Source organism: Vibrio sp. 1562 (genome assembly GCF_033340155.1).
Taxonomy (GTDB): Bacteria; Pseudomonadota; Gammaproteobacteria; order Enterobacterales; family Vibrionaceae; genus Vibrio; species Vibrio alginolyticus.
In genome coordinates this window covers 43,165-60,203 of record NZ_JAWOVY010000008.1, presented here as the reverse complement: position 1 = coordinate 60,203, position 17,039 = coordinate 43,165, and the positions used below count along the sequence as shown (strand labels likewise).

Here is a 17,039-nt window from a genome sequence, read left to right as displayed (position 1 = left end):
TTATTTGCTCTCAGCATTCGCAACAAACAGTTGTTTACCGTTTAGGCGGAAACCATTGATAAGTTCCTGTCCGCGAGGGTTTACCAACCAATCACTGAATGCCTTCGCACCTTGATAGTTGATCGTTGGGTAACGCTCAGGGTTAACAAGAATAACTTGGTACGGGTTAAACAGTTTTTCATCGCCTTGGAACAGAATTTCTAGATCCAATTTGTTTTGGTAAGCCAGCCATGTGCCGCGGTCCGTCATGGTGTAGCCTTGCATTTCAGACGCCATGTTTAGAGTTGGGCCCATACCTTGACCTACGCTACGGTAGCCACCAAAGTTCGGTTCGATTTTAGTTTGAGCCCAGAAGCCCATTTCTTTTTTGTGTGTACCAGAATCATCGCCGCGAGAGATGAACGTTGCGTTTTTGTTTGCGATCTCTTTGAATACATCTAACACGCCTTCGTCATTTTTGATTGTTGCTGGGTCAGCTTTCGGGCCTACAATCACAAAGTCGTTGTACATTAGCTTGCGAGGTAAAACGCCGTAGCCTTTCTCAACAAATGCGCCTTCAGCTTTTGGTGCATGTGTCATCACCAAATCTACGTCACCGTTTTCGCCCATTTTTAAGGCTTTACCAGTACCTGCAGCAATAACATCGACTTTGTAGCCCGTGTCTTTTTCAAATTGTGGAAGCAGGTAATCAAGTAAACCTGAATGGTAAGTACTGGTTGTGGTTGCAAGGCGAACGTGTTCTCCGTCTTGAGCAGAAAACGCAGAGTAACTTACAAGCGTGATTGACGTTGCAGCCAGAGTTAGCGCAATTTTTTTCATTTTTATGTGTTCCTTTCCAATGATTCTTTGGAATCTCTCCAGGTTTTAGGGAGAAGCCTTTTTGGACGAGAGCGATTAGCGTAATACGCAAGTTGTCTCAGGGTGTTGGAATAAGCAAACATCAACATCCTGAGATCACTTAAATGCGCTCCGTATCCACCTTATAGCAAACAAGATGCCAACCTTTTACAAGCTTAAAGTGCTTGGTTTATGCACTAAATCATGGGGTTATTTGCATAAAAGTTTGCGTTGGTACAAAATGTCGCACTTTTTGTAGGGTATCTCTGTTTAAACTTGGTACACTCTGTCCCATCGAAATCCATCTGGGGTAAATATGTCTACTCAATCCCATCTTAGTACAAACCAACAATATAGCGCCTTTTCCGTACTGGTCGTCGATGATGAATTAGGCATGCAAGCCATCTTGAAAAAGGCATTGGGTAAGCTTTTTTCACATGTCGATACAGCTGGTAGCATCGAAGAAGCAGAACAACTGCGTAATTCTCGACATTATGATCTGATCTTACTGGATATTAATCTGCCAGGGCGTTCTGGAATTGAGTGGGAAGAAGCGTTTGAAGATGATGACAAACGTGCCGATGTGATTTTTATGACGGGTTATGCGGATTTAGAAATTGCCATTCGAGCGCTACAGCTCGGTGCTTCCGACTTTATCCTCAAACCATTCAACCTTGAGCAGATGTTAAAAGCGGTCAGTCGCTGTATGGATCGCCGTTTGAACGAACGCATGCAGTACGCCATGACACGCGATTACCAACGTCACAATACCTCAGAGATCATCGGCGGCTCAGAAAAAACGCGCCTGCTTAAGCAACTTATTAACCAATTTGCACCATCACGCGCTTCTGTTTTGGTGGAAGGTGAGTCGGGTACGGGTAAAGAGCTAGTTGCACGAGGTATCCACCAGGCGAGTGGGCGAACGGGCCCGTTTGTGCCAATCAACTGCGGCGCGATTGCACCTGAGCTTTTAGAGAGTGAGTTGTTTGGTCATACATCGGGCGCGTTTACCGGTGCAAAAAAATCGCGTGAAGGTTTGTTCCGTGTTGCTAACGGTGGCACCTTATTTCTTGACGAAATCGGGGAGATGCCACTTGCAATGCAGGCATCATTATTACGTGTGTTAGAGCAGCGTACGATTCGCCCTGTCGGTTCAGAAAGAGAGATCAGTATTGATGTCCGTATCGTAGCGGCAACCAACCGAAACCTGCAAGAAGAGGTCAATCAAGGTAATTTCCGCAGTGACCTCTATTACCGTTTAAACGTTCTGAAAATTGAAGTGTGTCCGCTGCGAGAGCGCAAAACCGACTTATTTGAGTTGGTGCCATTTTTCAGCAACATGCTGACGCGCGAGCTCGGTATGCCTGCGCCCAAATGGGCGCACGAGGACATGGAAGCCATGAGTGAGTACGATTGGCCGGGAAACATTCGTGAGCTGAAAAACTTGATTGAGCGTTGTATCTTGCTTGGCAAACCACCTGCACACTATTGGCGAGAGCTGAATGGCGGGCATTCACTGCCTAATGTATCGATTACTGTTTCTCACTCAGCTGAGTTACCAACCTTTAAAGAAGGCAAAGAATTTACTGGCGAGGGCTATCCAAACAGCTGGACGTTAAAAGAAGTCGAGAAAGCACATATTAAACAAGTCGTTAACTTGCACGAAGGCAACAAATCAGCCGCTGCTCGCGACTTGGGCGTAGCTCGCAAGACCTTAGAACGTAAATACAAAGAATGGGATTCTGAGGATGAGGAATATGCCGACTAACGGCCCACAGCACAAAGGATTGTCAAAATGGACGCACCGTTTTAAAACCATGGTGCGTTATCGTTTGTTATTCTTAACCTCTGCGCCGATTTTCCTCACGTTGTTAGCTCTGATCGGCATTACCATTTATTGGTCTATTCATTACACGTGGCAAAATGCGCTGCTTGATGTCTCGGAACGTCTTGGTGTTGCAAATAACAGTGTAACGTTGTTACAGCAAAAGCAAGCCAATTACGTGCGGGCGTTTGCCGATTCGTACGATTTCCGTATTCGCATTAATAAAGGAACGCCACAAGGTGACCTGCAAAAGTGGGTCACAGAGCAGAAGAAAAGATATGCTTTAGATTTTCTCTCTTTCCAACGCGTTAATTCCATGGAAAACAAATTCCGCTTTATGGATCTCACCAAGCGCGAATCGTTTTTTGATGTACTCAATAAAGAAGAACTCGAACGCCTCGATCCTGAACTCGCCAAACGAGCAGAAGTGCCTATTCTTGCTGATGGTGACAGGGAGGCGCGTGGGTTAGTCAGTCGAACCGTGATTCCGGTATACAGCCAAGCGAACGATTTGATCGGCTTTCTGGATGGTGGTTTGCTCCTTAACAATAGTACAGTGCTGGTGGATCAAATCCGCGATCTCATATACTTAAGTGATAATGACCGCCTTCGCCCTGTGGGTACGTTGACGGTATTTCTCGATGATTTGCGTGTGAGCACCAACGTTCCTTTAGACAGCGATCATAAGCTAGGGCGCGCCATAGGAACTCGCGTGAGTGCAGAAGTGTATAACCAAGTACTTTCGAAGGGTGAACAGTGGGTTGATCGCGCTTATGTGTATGACGCTTGGTATATTACGGCGTATCAACCGATCAAAGACCAATACGACAACGTCATTGGTATGCTTTATACCGGTTACCTAATGTGGCCATTCGTTAAAGCCTACATGACCAACATTGCCGAAATCAGCTTGATTACGGTTATGTTATTGCTGGTTTCTGGCGTGATGGTATATCGCGGTTCTTATGATCTGTTTCGACCGATCGAACGCATTCATAAAGTGGTGAAGCAGGTCCAACAAGGTAAAGAAAAACGGATTGGCCCGTTAGGATTAGATGCCGATCATGAACTTGCGCAGTTAGCCAGACAGTTTGATGATATGTTAGACGCGCTAGAAGAGCGCAAAATTGAACTGAAAAACTCCGCAGCTCAACTTGAATGCAAAGTTCAAGAGCGTACGGCAAGCCTGAGAGAAAAAACCCAAGATCTTGAACTGCATATTCAATTGCTCAACCAAACTCGCGACAAACTCGTTGTTCATGAAAAACTGGCAGCATTGGGAGAACTCACCGCGGGGATTGCTCACGAAATTAATAACCCAACCGCCGTGATTCTTGGCAACGTAGAATTGATCCATTTTGAATTGGGTGACGATGCAAGTCGAGTACAAGAGGAGATTGATGCGATTCACGCGCAAATTGATCGTATCCGCAATATCACGCGCAGTTTATTGCAATACAGTCGCCAAGGTGGTGTTCAAGATGAAATCACTTGGCAACATGTCAATCCTATCATTGATGAAAGCATCACCTTGGTTAAAACGGGCACCAAGAAACGCGACGTCGAGTTTGTGACTGATCTACAAGCGCATACGTCAGTTGAGATAAACCGCCATCATTTGCTACAAATCTTAGTTAACCTGCAAATGAACGCCATTCACGCAATGAGCGGTAAAGGAACATTAACAGTAGTCAGTGAAGACTGGATTGAAGAGGGCGAAGTGAAAGGAGCCGCGATTCATGTTATCGATGAGGGCTGCGGTATTAAACCAGAAAACTTGAGTCGAATCTTCTCGCCATTTTACACAACGAAACGAGAAGGCACAGGGTTAGGGCTATCGGTCTCCCAAAGTATTCTCAGCCAAACGGGTGGTGAGTTAAAAGCAGAGTCTGAATGGGGAAAAGGCAGTAAATTCAGTATTTATTTACCTAAAAAAGCCGAACTGATCCTAGAGGTGACGAACATCGCTTAGTCACTTTTTTGAAGTATTAATGGAAAAAGAGCCACTGACGATAGTGGCTCTTTTTTGTATTTAATGACGCATTTATGTTTACGCTTTTGCTTCTTAGAAACCTTACAATGATTTCACTTGGAGTGAATTAATAAAAACAACACTTGCAGTATGTAGCATGAACAAGTACCGTTGCCCGGTTTTTCTAAATACACCCCAATTGCTAAGGTAAAGGTTTTGATCTCCACAGCGAATATTACTCAACAATTCGGCGCTAAGCCGCTATTCGAAAACATTTCAGTTAAGTTCGGCGAAGGCAATCGCTACGGCTTAATTGGAGCTAACGGTTGTGGTAAATCAACCTTTATGAAGATCCTCAGCGGCGAGCTTGAGCAAACCAGCGGTAACGTAAGCTACGATCCAAACGAGCGCGTTGCAAAACTGAACCAGGACCAGTTCGCTTACGAAGAATTTACGGTAATCGATACCGTTATCATGGGTCATAAAGAGCTATGGGAAGTGAAGAAAGAGCGTGACCGCATCTACTCACTTGCTGAAATGAGCGAAGAAGACGGCATGAAAGTGGCTGACTTAGAAGTTCAGTTTGCTGAAATGGACGGCTACATGGCAGAAGCCAAAGCGGGCGAGCTTCTTCTTGCTGTAGGTATCCCAATGGAGCAACACTTCGGTCTAATGAGTGAAGTTGCACCGGGTTGGAAACTTCGTGTGCTTCTAGCTCAGGTTCTATTCGCAGACCCAGATGTGATGCTTCTTGACGAACCAACCAACAACTTGGATATGGACACTATCCGTTGGTTGGAAGACACGCTAAACGCACGTAACTGCACAATGATCATCATCTCGCACGACCGTCACTTCCTAAACTCAGTATGTACGCACATGGCTGATTTGGATTACGGTGAGCTACGTGTTTACCCAGGTAACTACGATGAGTACATGACTGCGGCTTCTCAAGCTCGCGAACGTCTACTAAACGACAACGCGAAGAAGAAAGCACAAATCGCTGAGCTACAAACGTTCGTTGCTCGTTTCTCTGCAAACGCATCAAAAGCAAAACAAGCGACATCTCGTGCTAAGCAAATCGACAAGATCAAACTGGATGAAGTTAAAGCGTCTAGCCGTCAAAACCCATTCATTCGTTTCGAACAGTCGAAAGAGCTGTTCCGTAACGCTCTGATTGTTGAAAACCTAAGCCAAGGATTCGAAGAGGACTTGTTCTCAGACTTCAATGCAATTTTTGAAGTGGGTGAGCGCGTTGCGATCATCGGTGAGAACGGTGTGGGTAAAACAACACTTCTAAACACGCTTGCTAGTGTGCTTGAACCGCGTGCGGGTGAGTACAAATGGTCTGAAAATGCAAACATCGGTTACTACGCGCAAGACCACGCGCATGACTTTGCAGAAGACATGAACCTAACGGATTGGATGGGTCAATGGCGTCAAGAAGGTGATGACGAGCAAGTCGTTCGTGGTTTCCTTGGTCGTATGCTGTTTGGTCAAGACGACATTAAAAAGTCAGTAAAAGTACTGTCTGGTGGTGAGCAAGGTCGTATGCTGCTTGGTAAGCTAATGATGCACAAGCCAAACATGCTGCTAATGGACGAACCTACCAACCACATGGATATGGAATCAATTGAATCTTTGAACACGGCGCTTGAGCAATACAAAGGCACGTTGTTCTTCGTCTCTCACGACCGTGTATTCGTAGACTCGCTAGCAACGCGTATTATCGAAATCCGCGATGGTAAAATCACAGACTTTAAAGGCACGTACTCTGAGTTCCTAAAATCTCGTGGTGTTGACGCGTAATTACTCGCAAAGCGTTTAAAAAGCAAAAGCCTCGCTATTTAGCGAGGCTTTTTTGATATTTGGCCTTAATCCTTAAACTGACCTGTTATATACGCATAGAGCCCGACCACGCCAAAGGTAATAATCATAGAAAGCATGATACCGCTGGGCGTAAGCAGAAAATTCCACAATTGGTCATTATTCATAGTCCACATCCTCTGTGAATCCGCATTATTGGTTTTAGTTTACACTGAAAAGGTGTTATTGGTTGCCTTTTACATCAAATTCAACCTTGTCGGCTCCTGTAAACACTTGGAAGCGCAAACCTTTCGCACGCGCAATGGTCGTAATACCAAATTGCTTCGCTAGATCTAACCCCATTTGAGTAACGCCAGAGCGAGAAAGCAGAACAGGAATGCCCATTTGAGCCACTTTAATCACCATCTCTGATGTAAGGCGACCAGTTGTGTAGAAAATTTTATCTTCACCTGTTTCTTCTTTGAGCCACATCTCACCTGCAAGTGTATCCACTGCGTTGTGACGGCCGACATCTTCCACAAATGACAACACTTCATTACCTTTGCAAACCGCACAGCCGTGTACTGCGCCCGCTTTTTTGTAGGTGTCGTTGTAATGAGTTAACGCTTCCAGCGCAGAATAAATTTCTGACTGCTTAAGAGAAACTTGAGGCACTTGATAATTTTCAAGCTGCTTCATCACGTTGCCATACATAGTGCCTTGGCCACAACCTGAGGTGACGGTTTTCTTTTTCAGGGCGCCTTCTAAGTGTTCAGTGTTTTCTTTAGTAATCACCGCTGCGGAATGCGTTTCCCAGTCAATAATAACGGATTCAATCGCGGCTGGATCGGACAGGAAGCTTTGGTTTTTTAAATAACCCAGTACTAGTGCTTCTGGACGCGAACCTAGCGTCATGAGCGTGACCACTTCTTTCCAGTTCAGCATGACCGTAAGAGGACGCTCGCAAGCGATTTGCTTCGTGAGCTTTTCGCCGTACTCGTCGTACACATCGACTTCAATGGTTTGCAGGGGATTTTCACTGGTTTTAATAATATTTGGTTTCAGCACAGTCGTGTCCTAGTGATTAAGAGCGTTAGGTTGCTACGCATTTTAGCTTGTTAAGTGGCTAGCAAATCTCATTCCAAAATAGCGGTTCCCACAGAAATTGCGAGGTTTTATGTCAACAATGCATTAAAACTGCGAGTTCGCAGTAATGACACATCAATACATTTGAGTTTCGTCTAGTTTGGTACTTATAGCCTGAGGGAGTATATAGACTAAGTTATATCAGCTTGGCGCGTTTATTGCTTCGAAGACAATAAAAATGGTCGAAAACGGGGCAAAATCTCCTGTGTGTTTTCAGACCAAAAATAGAAAGACTGGGTGAGTTATGTCGGATAAGAAAGATTTCGAAAAAAATTACGAAAAGACTGAGGATACATGGCCAATCGGCGTAGAGCTTGTTGAGCATGAGATCAGTACAGGGATTTGGGTGACAACCCAATGGCAGTTGACAGGATTTGCGCTGAATCCGACGGAAGAGACTCCAGATGTTTGTCCGTTGCAATTACATAAAGATGAACGTACAGACTACCGCTTTAACTTAAGCTCTCAGCAACCTAAACTCTTTTTAGTGATGGATAACGTCGAGTCTGGTGAAAAACCAGCGATACAGTTACTGACGGCTTCACAATCTGTTGCGGCGCAATATATGGATGGTGATAACCTTGTACTATCTAACGATATGCCGTTAGCCGTTCAGGCTTGGATGGAAGCCTTTATTGGTCGTCACGGTGAGTTGTTAGAAGTAAGACGCAAGAAACGCAAAGGAGCAGGCAGAGCAAATGGCAACTAGTTTTTTAAGCCGTTGGTCGAAACGTAAACTAGAAGAATCTTCCCAACATGCTGAAGAGATCACGCCGATAGCAGAGACGGCGCAATCCGAAGATAGTGTCACAGCGCTTTCAAACGCTGACGAAAGCTCAGATGCTTTGAACGTCAATGAGGATAGTCAGGCTCCAGACATTACCGCGAGTGTAGAGACTGAAAAAACCGAAGAAATGTCTGTGGCGCAACTGCTGGTTTCTGAAGCCTCAGAAAGCGTCAAGAAAGCTGCGCTGCGCAAAATGTTCTTGTCCGAAGAATTTAACGTGCGTGACGGCCTAGACGATTACGATGATGATTACAGTAACTTAAAGTCACTTTCTCAAGACGTCGCTGAGACGCTGCGTGATTGGGTTAAAGACAAAGTGGAAGACGAACCAGACGCTGAAACTGCGCAAGGGTCTGAGCTTAACGTTAACGATATCGCATCTGGGGTAGTTGAAGACGCAGAGTCAAACACCGACAAAAGTGGCCAAATTACTCAATATGAAAATGAACTGTATATAAATACAGTTCCTGGCGAAAGTGATACTTTTGCTGAAGAATCACAGCCTAACGAGGTGAGACAAAATATACCACACAAAGAATAGGTACATTTTGACTAAACACTCAATGAGCCGGCTGAGACAAAATGTCTCAACCGGTTTTTTTATCCCTACTATTTGTCAGTAAAATTGATAACCTATTGATTTTTAGTTGATATTTTATTGGCATGACACTTGCTATCTGTTGCTCAATACCAATCTGGTTGAAGTTAGTACGGACGCACTGCGTAGTATTCATCGCCTATAGATGGCGGAATAAGAATGCTCATTGATAAGTTAATCAGCAGAATCTCCGGCGCTAACTACACTAAGAGATGGAAAAGACTATCCATGTTCATAAATGGAATTGAGCAATGCTGAAACAATTATTAGAACAAGCAACTTCCAATAACGGTAAAGCGAGGCTGTACGCTTTCGAAAATACCGTAGAGTTGACCAATCTTATTCCACCAACCGTAAGCTATGAAAGCGGTGGTAATACTTTGATTGTGGGCCCAACAGCAATCATCGAAAGTGCGGCAGCGCAATTGTCGCAAATGAACAGCCTAACGCTGCTTTCTACCGATGGCGAAAAGGGCACAAATCCCGAGCTTTATTACGCCAATTCGGTTCAGGTTTCAGGGTTCTTAGGTACGTTTGAAGTTCTGATTGAAAATCATGGTTCGACCAACAATCTTACCAAGGTCGCGATCAATAGCGATTGTTTCGATATCGTACTCGATCTTTGCCTTAACAGCTGCATGTCGGAAGAAGTCCCAGTACCGGGCTACTACCCAGTAGGTCGTGGCTATCCGAAACTGGCTGAAGCGTTGGAAGAGATTCCAACCTTAATGGGGACGTTCGATAAACCGAAATTCTTCCGTTTAGATACCGATTTATGTGCACACAGCTCTCGTGGCGTAAAAGGTTGCGAACGGTGTGTGGATGCTTGTCCGGCAGGGGCACTATCGAGTGAAGGCAGCGACAAAACGGGCCATCGCATCGAGATCAACCCATACCTATGTCAAGGCGTGGGTACTTGTGCTACAGCGTGTCCGACAGAAGCGATTCATTACGCACTGCCAAACCCTGAAGATACGCAAAAGTTTATTGAACGTACGCTCGCCAACTATGAGCAAGCGGGTGGTTTAGATCCTATCGTATTGATTTGCAGTTCTCGCCACGAGAGCTACAACGTGATGGCACTAAAAGCACTGCCAGATAATGTGATTCCAATTGTGGTGGAAGAACTGCCTTCGGTTGGTATTGATACTTGGTTCGCCGCGCTTGTGAATGGTGCTACTCAGGTGCTGTTTGCGGCTTCACGTTTTATGCCTCAAACCATTATTCGTGTGCTTAATAGCGAAGTAGGTATTGCTCAAGAGCTGCTCGGTCAGCTTGGTATCGCCAAAGAAACCATCGACATTCTGTATCTAGAGTCACTACGTGAAGGTGCTCCGACACTTTGTACCGAGTCTTTTGATTTGGCATTAGGAGACTTGCAAGGCAACAAACGTCAGCGTCTATTTACGGCGTTGGATGCGTTGTCCGCATCACGTATTCCAGTTGAGAACATTGTTGAACTTCCAGCGAACGCACCTTACGGCACAGTCTCTTGTGAAAGTAAAGGTTGTACGTTGTGTATGAGCTGTGTGGCGGTGTGTCCAACACGTGCATTGCATACGGACGGTCGATCTCCGTCGCTTAAATTCGTCGAGCAAGACTGCATTCAATGTGGGCTGTGCGAGAAAGCGTGTCCAGAGAAAGTGCTGACGCTTACTCCTCGTATGAACTGGGTGAAAGAAGAACGCCAGAAAGCGGTTGTGATTCATGAAGAAAAGGCAGCCGAGTGCATTCGTTGTCACAAGCCCTTTGCTCCGCAATCGATGATCGACATGCTACAAAACAAGTTACGCGGTCACTCTCATTTCTCTGATGAAGCGGCGATCAATCGTATCGCGATGTGTGAAGACTGCCGTGTGATCGACATGTTTGAGTCGATGGCAGAAGACCCAATGAAACAATTAAAATACTAGGAGCTCGCAGTGGACACACAACAAGAACAAACACTGAGAACAGACATTTATCTCGTTCTATCTGCACTTTTTCGTAGTGCGCCTAGTGATGAAATGCTGGCGTTCCTGAAATCGCTAGAAATTGAACCGTCTGAGAGCGCGATGCAAAAAGCTTGGCTCGCACTGCAACAAGCCGCGAACGAAGCGCAGCGAGAAGCGTTAGAAGAAGAATATCAAGATCTGTTTATTGGCATTGGACGTGGTGAAGTTGTGCCATTCGGATCTTGGCATCGCACTGGCTCGATGATGGAAAAACCGTTAGCGGAAATTCGTCGCGATTTGGATCTTTTAGGCATCGAACGAGAAGAGAACGTGAAAGAGCCTGAAGACCATATTTCTGCACTGTGCGAAGTGATGGCAATGCTGACAGGTGAAGAGGAAGAACTTCAACAAGCGGTGTTTAACAAACACATTGCTCCTTGGTTCCAATCTTTTACGCGCCAACTAGAGAGCGCCGAAAGCGTGAACTTCTACAAGCCAGCTGCACAGCTTTGCGATGCATTTTTAACGTTAGAGCAAGTCCGCTTTAGCGTGAACACCAAAAGCAGTAAGAACAAATTAAAAATTGATGTGAAAAACGTCACTGATTACGAGTAATCGAGCAGTACTTGGTCATATCGATAGAGAGGCATGAGTCTCCAAAGATCTACCGTAAGGTAAGGAAGCAATGATGAAAGATAATAAAGAAATAAACACAAGCCGTAGGGATCTCCTAAAAGGCTTCACAACCGCTGCCGTTGCCGGTGCTGTTGTTGCGGGAACCACGAAAGTGGCCGTTGCTTCAGAAACGGTTGAGCCTTCTGAAAACGACGTGAAGAAGAAAGGGTATCGTGAAACTCAACACATTCGCGATTACTACGACACACTTTAGGAGATAACGGATGAAACTTGTCAAACGCTCCGACAGTGTGAGCAAAGAAACGAACCAGCTTGGCGTATCTCGTCGTGCATTCATGAAAAACACTTCGCTTGCCGCTGGTGGCGCAGTGGTTGGTGCTAGTCTATTCGCACCGGGAATGATGAAAAAAGCGCAAGCAAAATCAGTCGATCCAGAAGCGAAAACAGAAGTAAAACGTACTATCTGTTCTCACTGTTCAGTGGGTTGTGGTATTTACGCAGAAGTTCAAAATGGTGTTTGGACGGGTCAAGAGCCTGCATTCGACCACCCATTTAACGCCGGTGGTCACTGTGCAAAAGGTGCAGCACTGCGTGAACATGGCCACGGTGAGCGCCGTCTTAAATACCCAATGAAGCTTGAAAACGGTAAGTGGAAAAAGCTTTCTTGGGATCAAGCGATCGAAGAAATCGGTAACAAGGTGATGGACATCCGTAAAGAGTCCGGCCCTGATTCGGTTTACTTCTTGGGAAGCGCAAAGCACAGCAACGAACAAGCGTATTTGTTCCGAAAAATGGCATCACTTTGGGGTACGAACAACGTTGACCACCAAGCGCGTATTTGTCACTCAACAACCGTGGCGGGTGTAGCGAATACTTGGGGTTACGGTGCGATGACCAACTCTTTCAATGACATGCACAACTGTAAGTCGATGCTATTCATTGGTTCAAACCCAGCTGAAGCACACCCAGTAGCGATGCAGCACATTCTGATCGCAAAAGAGAAGAACAACTGTAAGATCGTCGTAGCGGATCCTCGTCGTACACGTACGGCAGCAAAATCGGATCACTATGTCTCACTTCGTCCTGGTTCTGACGTAGCATTCATTTGGGGTGTGTTGTGGCACATCTTCGAAAACCAATGGGAAGATAAAGAGTTCATCCGTCAACGTGTATTCGGTATGGATGAGATCCGTGCTGAAGTGGCGAAATGGACGCCAGCAGAAGTTGAGCGCGTAACAGGCGTAAGCGAAGAAGACGTTTACCAAACAGCAAAACTGCTTTCTGAAAATCGCCCGGGCTGTATTGTTTGGTGTATGGGTGGTACTCAGCATACTACTGGTAACAACAACACACGTGCTTACTGTGTGCTTGAGCTAGCGCTTGGAAACATTGGTAAATCAGGCGGCGGTGCAAACATCTTCCGTGGTCACGATAACGTACAAGGCGCAACCGACCTTGGCGTGCTCTCTGACACGCTACCGGGCTACTACGGCCTTTCTGAAGGCGCTTGGCGTCATTGGTCAAAAGTGTGGGAAATCGATTACGAATGGATCAAAGGTCGTTTCGATGACAACGCTTATAGCGGTCAGAAACCAATGCACAGTGCAGGTATTCCTGTATCTCGTTGGGTTGATGGTGTACTGGAAAACAAAGACAACATTCGTCAACGCGAAAACATCCGTGCAATGTTCTACTGGGGACACGCAGTGAACTCTCAAACACGTGGTGTTGAGATGAAAAAAGCGATGCAGAAGTTGGACATGATGGTGATTGTGGACCCATACCCAACGGTTGCTGCGGTAATGAACGACCGTACCGACGGCGTTTACCTGCTTCCTGCAACAACACAGTTTGAAACACACGGCAGCGTTACCGCATCTAACCGCTCTCTACAATGGCGTGATCAGGTGATTGAACCTTTGTTTGAATCAAAACCAGACCACGAAATCATGTACCTGCTTTCGAAGAAACTGGGCTATTCCGATCTTCTGTTCAAAAACATCCGTGTTGAAAACAACCAGCCGGTGATTGAAGACCTAACGCGTGAATTCAACAAAGGCATGTGGACGATTGGTTACACAGGCCAAAGCCCAGAGCGTTTGAAAGCGCACCAACAAAACTGGCATACGTTCCACAAAACCACATTGGAAGCGGAAGGTGGCCCTGTCAACGGTGAAACCTATGGTCTACCTTGGCCATGCTGGGGCACACCAGAAATGAAACACCCAGGTACACACATTCTGTACGATACGTCTAAGACGGTTGCAGAAGGTGGCGGTAACTTCCGTACGCGCTTTGGTGTGGAATTTGAAGGCAAGAGCCTTCTTGCAGAAGACAGTTATTCGAAAGGCTGTGAAATCAAAGACGGTTACCCAGAGTTCACTGACAAGTTGTTGAAACAACTTGGTTGGTGGGACGACTTAACTGCTGAAGAGAAAGTGGCAGCAGAGGGTAAAAACTGGAAGACTGACCTTTCTGGCGGTATTCAGCGTGTCGCGATCAAGCACGGTTGTATTCCATTTGGTAACGCGAAAGCGCGTGCGATTGTTTGGACGTTCCCAGACCGTGTGCCACTGCATCGTGAACCACTTTACACACCACGTCGTGACCTTGTAACGGATTACCCAACTTGGGAAGACAAAGATGCAATCTTCCGTGTTCCTACGTTGTATAAATCCATTCAAGAGCAAGACAAATCGGGCGAGTACCCAATCGTTCTGACTTCTGGCCGTCTGGTTGAATACGAAGGTGGTGGTGAAGAGACGCGTTCAAACCCTTGGCTTGCCGAGCTTCAACAAGAAATGTTTGTTGAAGTGAACCCGAAAGACGCGAACGATCTTGGCTTTAGAGATGGTGATGATGTTTGGGTTGAAGGTGCAGAGAAAGGACGAATCAAGGTGAAAGCGATGGTAACACGTCGTGTGAAACCTGGTTTGGCGTTCATTCCGTTCCACTTTGGCGGTAAGTTCGAAGGTGAAGACCTACGCCCTAAATACCCAGAAGGTACACAACCTTACGTTGTTGGCGAATCGGCTAACACGGCAACCACTTACGGTTACGACCCGGTTACCTTGATGCAGGAAACCAAAGTAACCCTATGTAACATTCGTAAAGCGTAAGGAGTCTGACAATGGCACGAATGAAATTTCTATGTGACACCAAACGCTGTATCGAGTGTAACGGCTGTGTTACTGCATGTAAGAACGAAAACGACGATGCGCTTGAATGGGGCATTCAACGTCGCCGCGTGGTAACACTAAACGACGGTGAAGCTGGTGAAAACTCTATCTCTGTTGCTTGTATGCACTGTACCGATGCACCTTGTATGGCAGTTTGTCCAGCAGACTGTTTCGAACATACCGAAGACGGCATCGTTCTTCACAATAAAGATCTGTGTATCGGTTGTGGTTACTGTTTGTTTGCTTGTCCGTTTGGCGCACCTCAATTTCCTAAACAAGAAGCGTTTGGTGAACGTGGCAAAATGGATAAATGTACTTTCTGCGCGGGCGGCCCAGAAACAGAGCCTGGCTCTGAGGAAGAACGTCAAAAATACGGTGCGAACCGTATCGCAGAAGGCAAGTTACCGATGTGTGCATCGCTTTGTTCAACTAAAGCGCTGCTTGCGGGTGACGCAGAGAAAGTATCTGACATTTTCCGTCAACGTGTGGTAGAACGCGGCGCGAAAAACGCAGGTTGGACAGACGGAAACGATCTTTCTTACGATGCGACGAAAAGCTAAGTAAGGAGAGGTACATGTTAAACACGCTTAAACGTGCATCTTTAGCAATGCTGTCAATGATGACAGCATTGCTGCTGACTTTCGCAATGCCTGCTTCAGCAGAGGAACAATCTTCTAAAGTTATTCAACAGGAGATCACGCAACTCGCCGGGGCAGACTATTGGCGCGAAGTCAGAGAGGGGCAAGAAGGCTACACCACGTCTCAATCGCCAGAACATGGCGTATTGATCAGTAAACCTGGTGAGACTTGGTACATTCTAAAAGAGAAATGGATGTCTCCAGCGGGTGCTGTCGCGATTTTCGGCAGTATTGCAATGGTAATCATGGCTTACGTATTCGTTGGTCCTTTGATGCTTAGCAAGCCGCGTACTGGTAAAAAAATGAAGCGTTGGTCTCGTTTAGACCGCGCGCTTCACTGGAGTATGGCGTTTACATTCTTAACGCTGGCATTCAGTGGTTTGATGCTGGTTTACGGTAAGCACTTCTTAAAACCGTACGTTCCTACTGAGTTCTGGGGCTTTATCGTCATGTTGGCGAAGCAGTACCACAATTACATGGGACCATTGTTCTTCATTTTACTGATGCTCGTGCTCTTTAAATGGTGGCGCAAGTCGATTCCAAACATGACAGATGTTCGTTGGTTTATGAAAATGGGCGGCATGGTTGGTAAACACAAAGGCACACATCCGTCAGCTGGTTTCTCAAACGGTGGTGAGAAGGCAATCTATTGGTTGTTAATCTTCTTTGGTGCTATCGCGGCAGTGAGTGGCTTAGTTCTGGACTTTCCTATCTTTGGCCAAACTCGCCGTGACATGGAGCTTTCTAACTTAGTTCATGCGATTTCGGCGCTGATTCTAATCTGTGGCTTTATCTTCCACATCTATATTGGTCTATTCGGTATGGAAGGTGCGCTAGAAGGCATGGTGACAGGTGAAGTTGATGAAACATGGGCGAAAGAGCATCACGATCTTTGGTATGAGGAAGTGAAGTCCAAAGAAGCGATGGGTGAAACAGATACGGCACAAACGGAAGTAAAAGGAGCGAAAGCGAATGAACAAACCTCATAACGGGATTTGGGTTGCGTACATCCTGAGCTGTCTGACCCCGTTTACGTTTCTGATCTCAGGCGTTATCGCAATTATCTATGCGGGTTACCGATTAGATAAGGGAGAAGACAGCGACGTAGTGATTTCTCATTACTACGGTTTAATTCGCACCTTCTTTCTCTACCTGACGTTTTTTGTTGTGTTGATCGTCACCGTCGCGACTTCTAACGGTGTACTCGTTGGCGTGAGTGATTATTGGTTGCATAGTACTTTGCTTGAAACCATCGCTTACTTTATTCCTTGGGTAGGGATGGTGTTTGCTGCATTAGCCATCTTGGTGTGGTTTATGCGAATGTTTCAAGGGATGCAGCAACTGCTCAATAACCAACCACACAGACCATCGACAGGTCCAAACCTTTAATCAGTATTCTTTAAGCAAAACCGCCGTAATAGGCGGTTTTTTTGTTGCTGTTTTGTCTCAAATATGAAGCGTTGAGTCGCAGTGGTGATACTTGATGCAACTTATTGAGTGAATTTACGTAACTGGGCAGAAAATCATAGTTAAGTAAGAAACATGTAAAAAAATCGCGTCACGATGAGACATTAGTCTCACTCACGCTATTGTTCATTTACTCAGGATTCATCGTCCCGTTAAAGTACGCTGCGCTCAGAAATTCAAAGAGTTGCATACGTGAAAATTGCCATCAATACAT

Annotated in this window: 14 protein-coding genes; 12 read left to right on the top strand and 2 right to left on the bottom strand. The window is 45.8% G+C overall.

Annotated elements, in window-relative coordinates:
• A complete protein-coding gene (locus R7Z49_RS10610; RefSeq protein WP_005389522.1) occupies window positions 1-819 on the bottom strand; it encodes a substrate-binding domain-containing protein in 819 nt (272 codons plus the stop codon).
• A gap of 334 nt (window positions 820-1,153) precedes the next feature.
• Here R7Z49_RS10610 and R7Z49_RS10605 point away from each other — a divergent pair, with 334 nt between their 5' ends.
• From R7Z49_RS10605 to R7Z49_RS10595, 3 genes are all read left to right on the top strand, one after another.
• Window positions 1,154-2,605, top strand: a complete 1,452-nt coding sequence (locus R7Z49_RS10605; protein WP_025766656.1) for a sigma-54-dependent transcriptional regulator — start codon at window positions 1,154-1,156, stop codon at window positions 2,603-2,605.
• Entirely contained in the window at window positions 2,595-4,634 is a 2,040-nt protein-coding gene (locus R7Z49_RS10600) for a cache domain-containing protein (RefSeq protein WP_086046758.1), read from the top strand. Before R7Z49_RS10605 ends, R7Z49_RS10600 begins: the two co-directional genes overlap by 11 nt.
• A 216-nt stretch (window positions 4,635-4,850) precedes the next feature.
• A complete protein-coding gene (locus R7Z49_RS10595) occupies window positions 4,851-6,443 on the top strand; it encodes an ABC-F family ATPase (protein WP_318111631.1) in 1,593 nt (530 codons plus the stop codon).
• Window positions 6,444-6,683: 240 nt separating this feature from the next.
• Here the strand turns inward: R7Z49_RS10595 and R7Z49_RS10590 are convergent, their stop codons facing one another.
• Complete coding sequence (locus R7Z49_RS10590) at window positions 6,684-7,508, bottom strand: formate dehydrogenase accessory sulfurtransferase FdhD (protein ID WP_005377552.1); 825 nt, start codon at window positions 7,506-7,508, stop codon at window positions 6,684-6,686.
• 322 nt (window positions 7,509-7,830) lie between these two features.
• On the opposite strand from R7Z49_RS10590, the gene R7Z49_RS10585 reads away from it, so the two are divergent.
• The 9 genes from R7Z49_RS10585 to R7Z49_RS10545 all read left to right on the top strand — a co-directional run bounded on the left by R7Z49_RS10585 (window position 7,831) and on the right by R7Z49_RS10545 (window position 16,747).
• Complete coding sequence (locus R7Z49_RS10585) at window positions 7,831-8,295, top strand: DUF3305 domain-containing protein (protein ID WP_005377550.1); 465 nt, start codon at window positions 7,831-7,833, stop codon at window positions 8,293-8,295.
• A complete protein-coding gene (locus R7Z49_RS10580) occupies window positions 8,285-8,914 on the top strand; it encodes a DUF3306 domain-containing protein (RefSeq protein ID WP_238952337.1) in 630 nt (209 codons plus the stop codon). Before R7Z49_RS10585 ends, R7Z49_RS10580 begins: the two co-directional genes overlap by 11 nt.
• A gap of 308 nt (window positions 8,915-9,222) precedes the next feature.
• Window positions 9,223-10,884 (top strand): 4Fe-4S dicluster domain-containing protein, encoded by a 1,662-nt coding sequence (locus R7Z49_RS10575; protein WP_318111630.1) that lies wholly within the window; start codon window positions 9,223-9,225, stop codon window positions 10,882-10,884.
• Between the two features lie 9 nt (window positions 10,885-10,893).
• A complete protein-coding gene (locus R7Z49_RS10570; RefSeq protein ID WP_017820684.1) occupies window positions 10,894-11,520 on the top strand; it encodes a molecular chaperone in 627 nt (208 codons plus the stop codon).
• A gap of 73 nt (window positions 11,521-11,593) precedes the next feature.
• Window positions 11,594-11,794 carry a twin-arginine translocation signal domain-containing protein gene (locus R7Z49_RS10565; RefSeq protein ID WP_005377542.1) on the top strand — a complete coding sequence of 67 codons (201 nt, stop codon included), beginning with the start codon at window positions 11,594-11,596 and terminating at the stop codon, window positions 11,792-11,794.
• Between the two features lie 10 nt (window positions 11,795-11,804).
• Window positions 11,805-14,660, top strand: coding sequence for a formate dehydrogenase subunit alpha (locus R7Z49_RS10560; protein ID WP_005377539.1), 2,856 nt, complete (start codon window positions 11,805-11,807; stop codon window positions 14,658-14,660).
• 11 nt (window positions 14,661-14,671) lie between these two features.
• Window positions 14,672-15,280 carry a formate dehydrogenase FDH3 subunit beta gene (fdh3B, locus tag R7Z49_RS10555; protein WP_005377536.1) on the top strand — a complete coding sequence of 203 codons (609 nt, stop codon included), beginning with the start codon at window positions 14,672-14,674 and terminating at the stop codon, window positions 15,278-15,280.
• 14 nt (window positions 15,281-15,294) lie between these two features.
• Window positions 15,295-16,347, top strand: a complete 1,053-nt coding sequence (locus R7Z49_RS10550) for a formate dehydrogenase subunit gamma (protein WP_005377534.1) — start codon at window positions 15,295-15,297, stop codon at window positions 16,345-16,347.
• Window positions 16,331-16,747: a membrane protein gene (locus tag R7Z49_RS10545; RefSeq protein WP_005377532.1), complete on the top strand. Its 417-nt coding sequence runs from the start codon at window positions 16,331-16,333 to the stop codon at window positions 16,745-16,747. The genes R7Z49_RS10550 and R7Z49_RS10545 overlap by 17 nt, the downstream gene beginning before the upstream one ends.
• The last annotated feature ends 292 nt before the right edge of the window (window positions 16,748-17,039 follow it).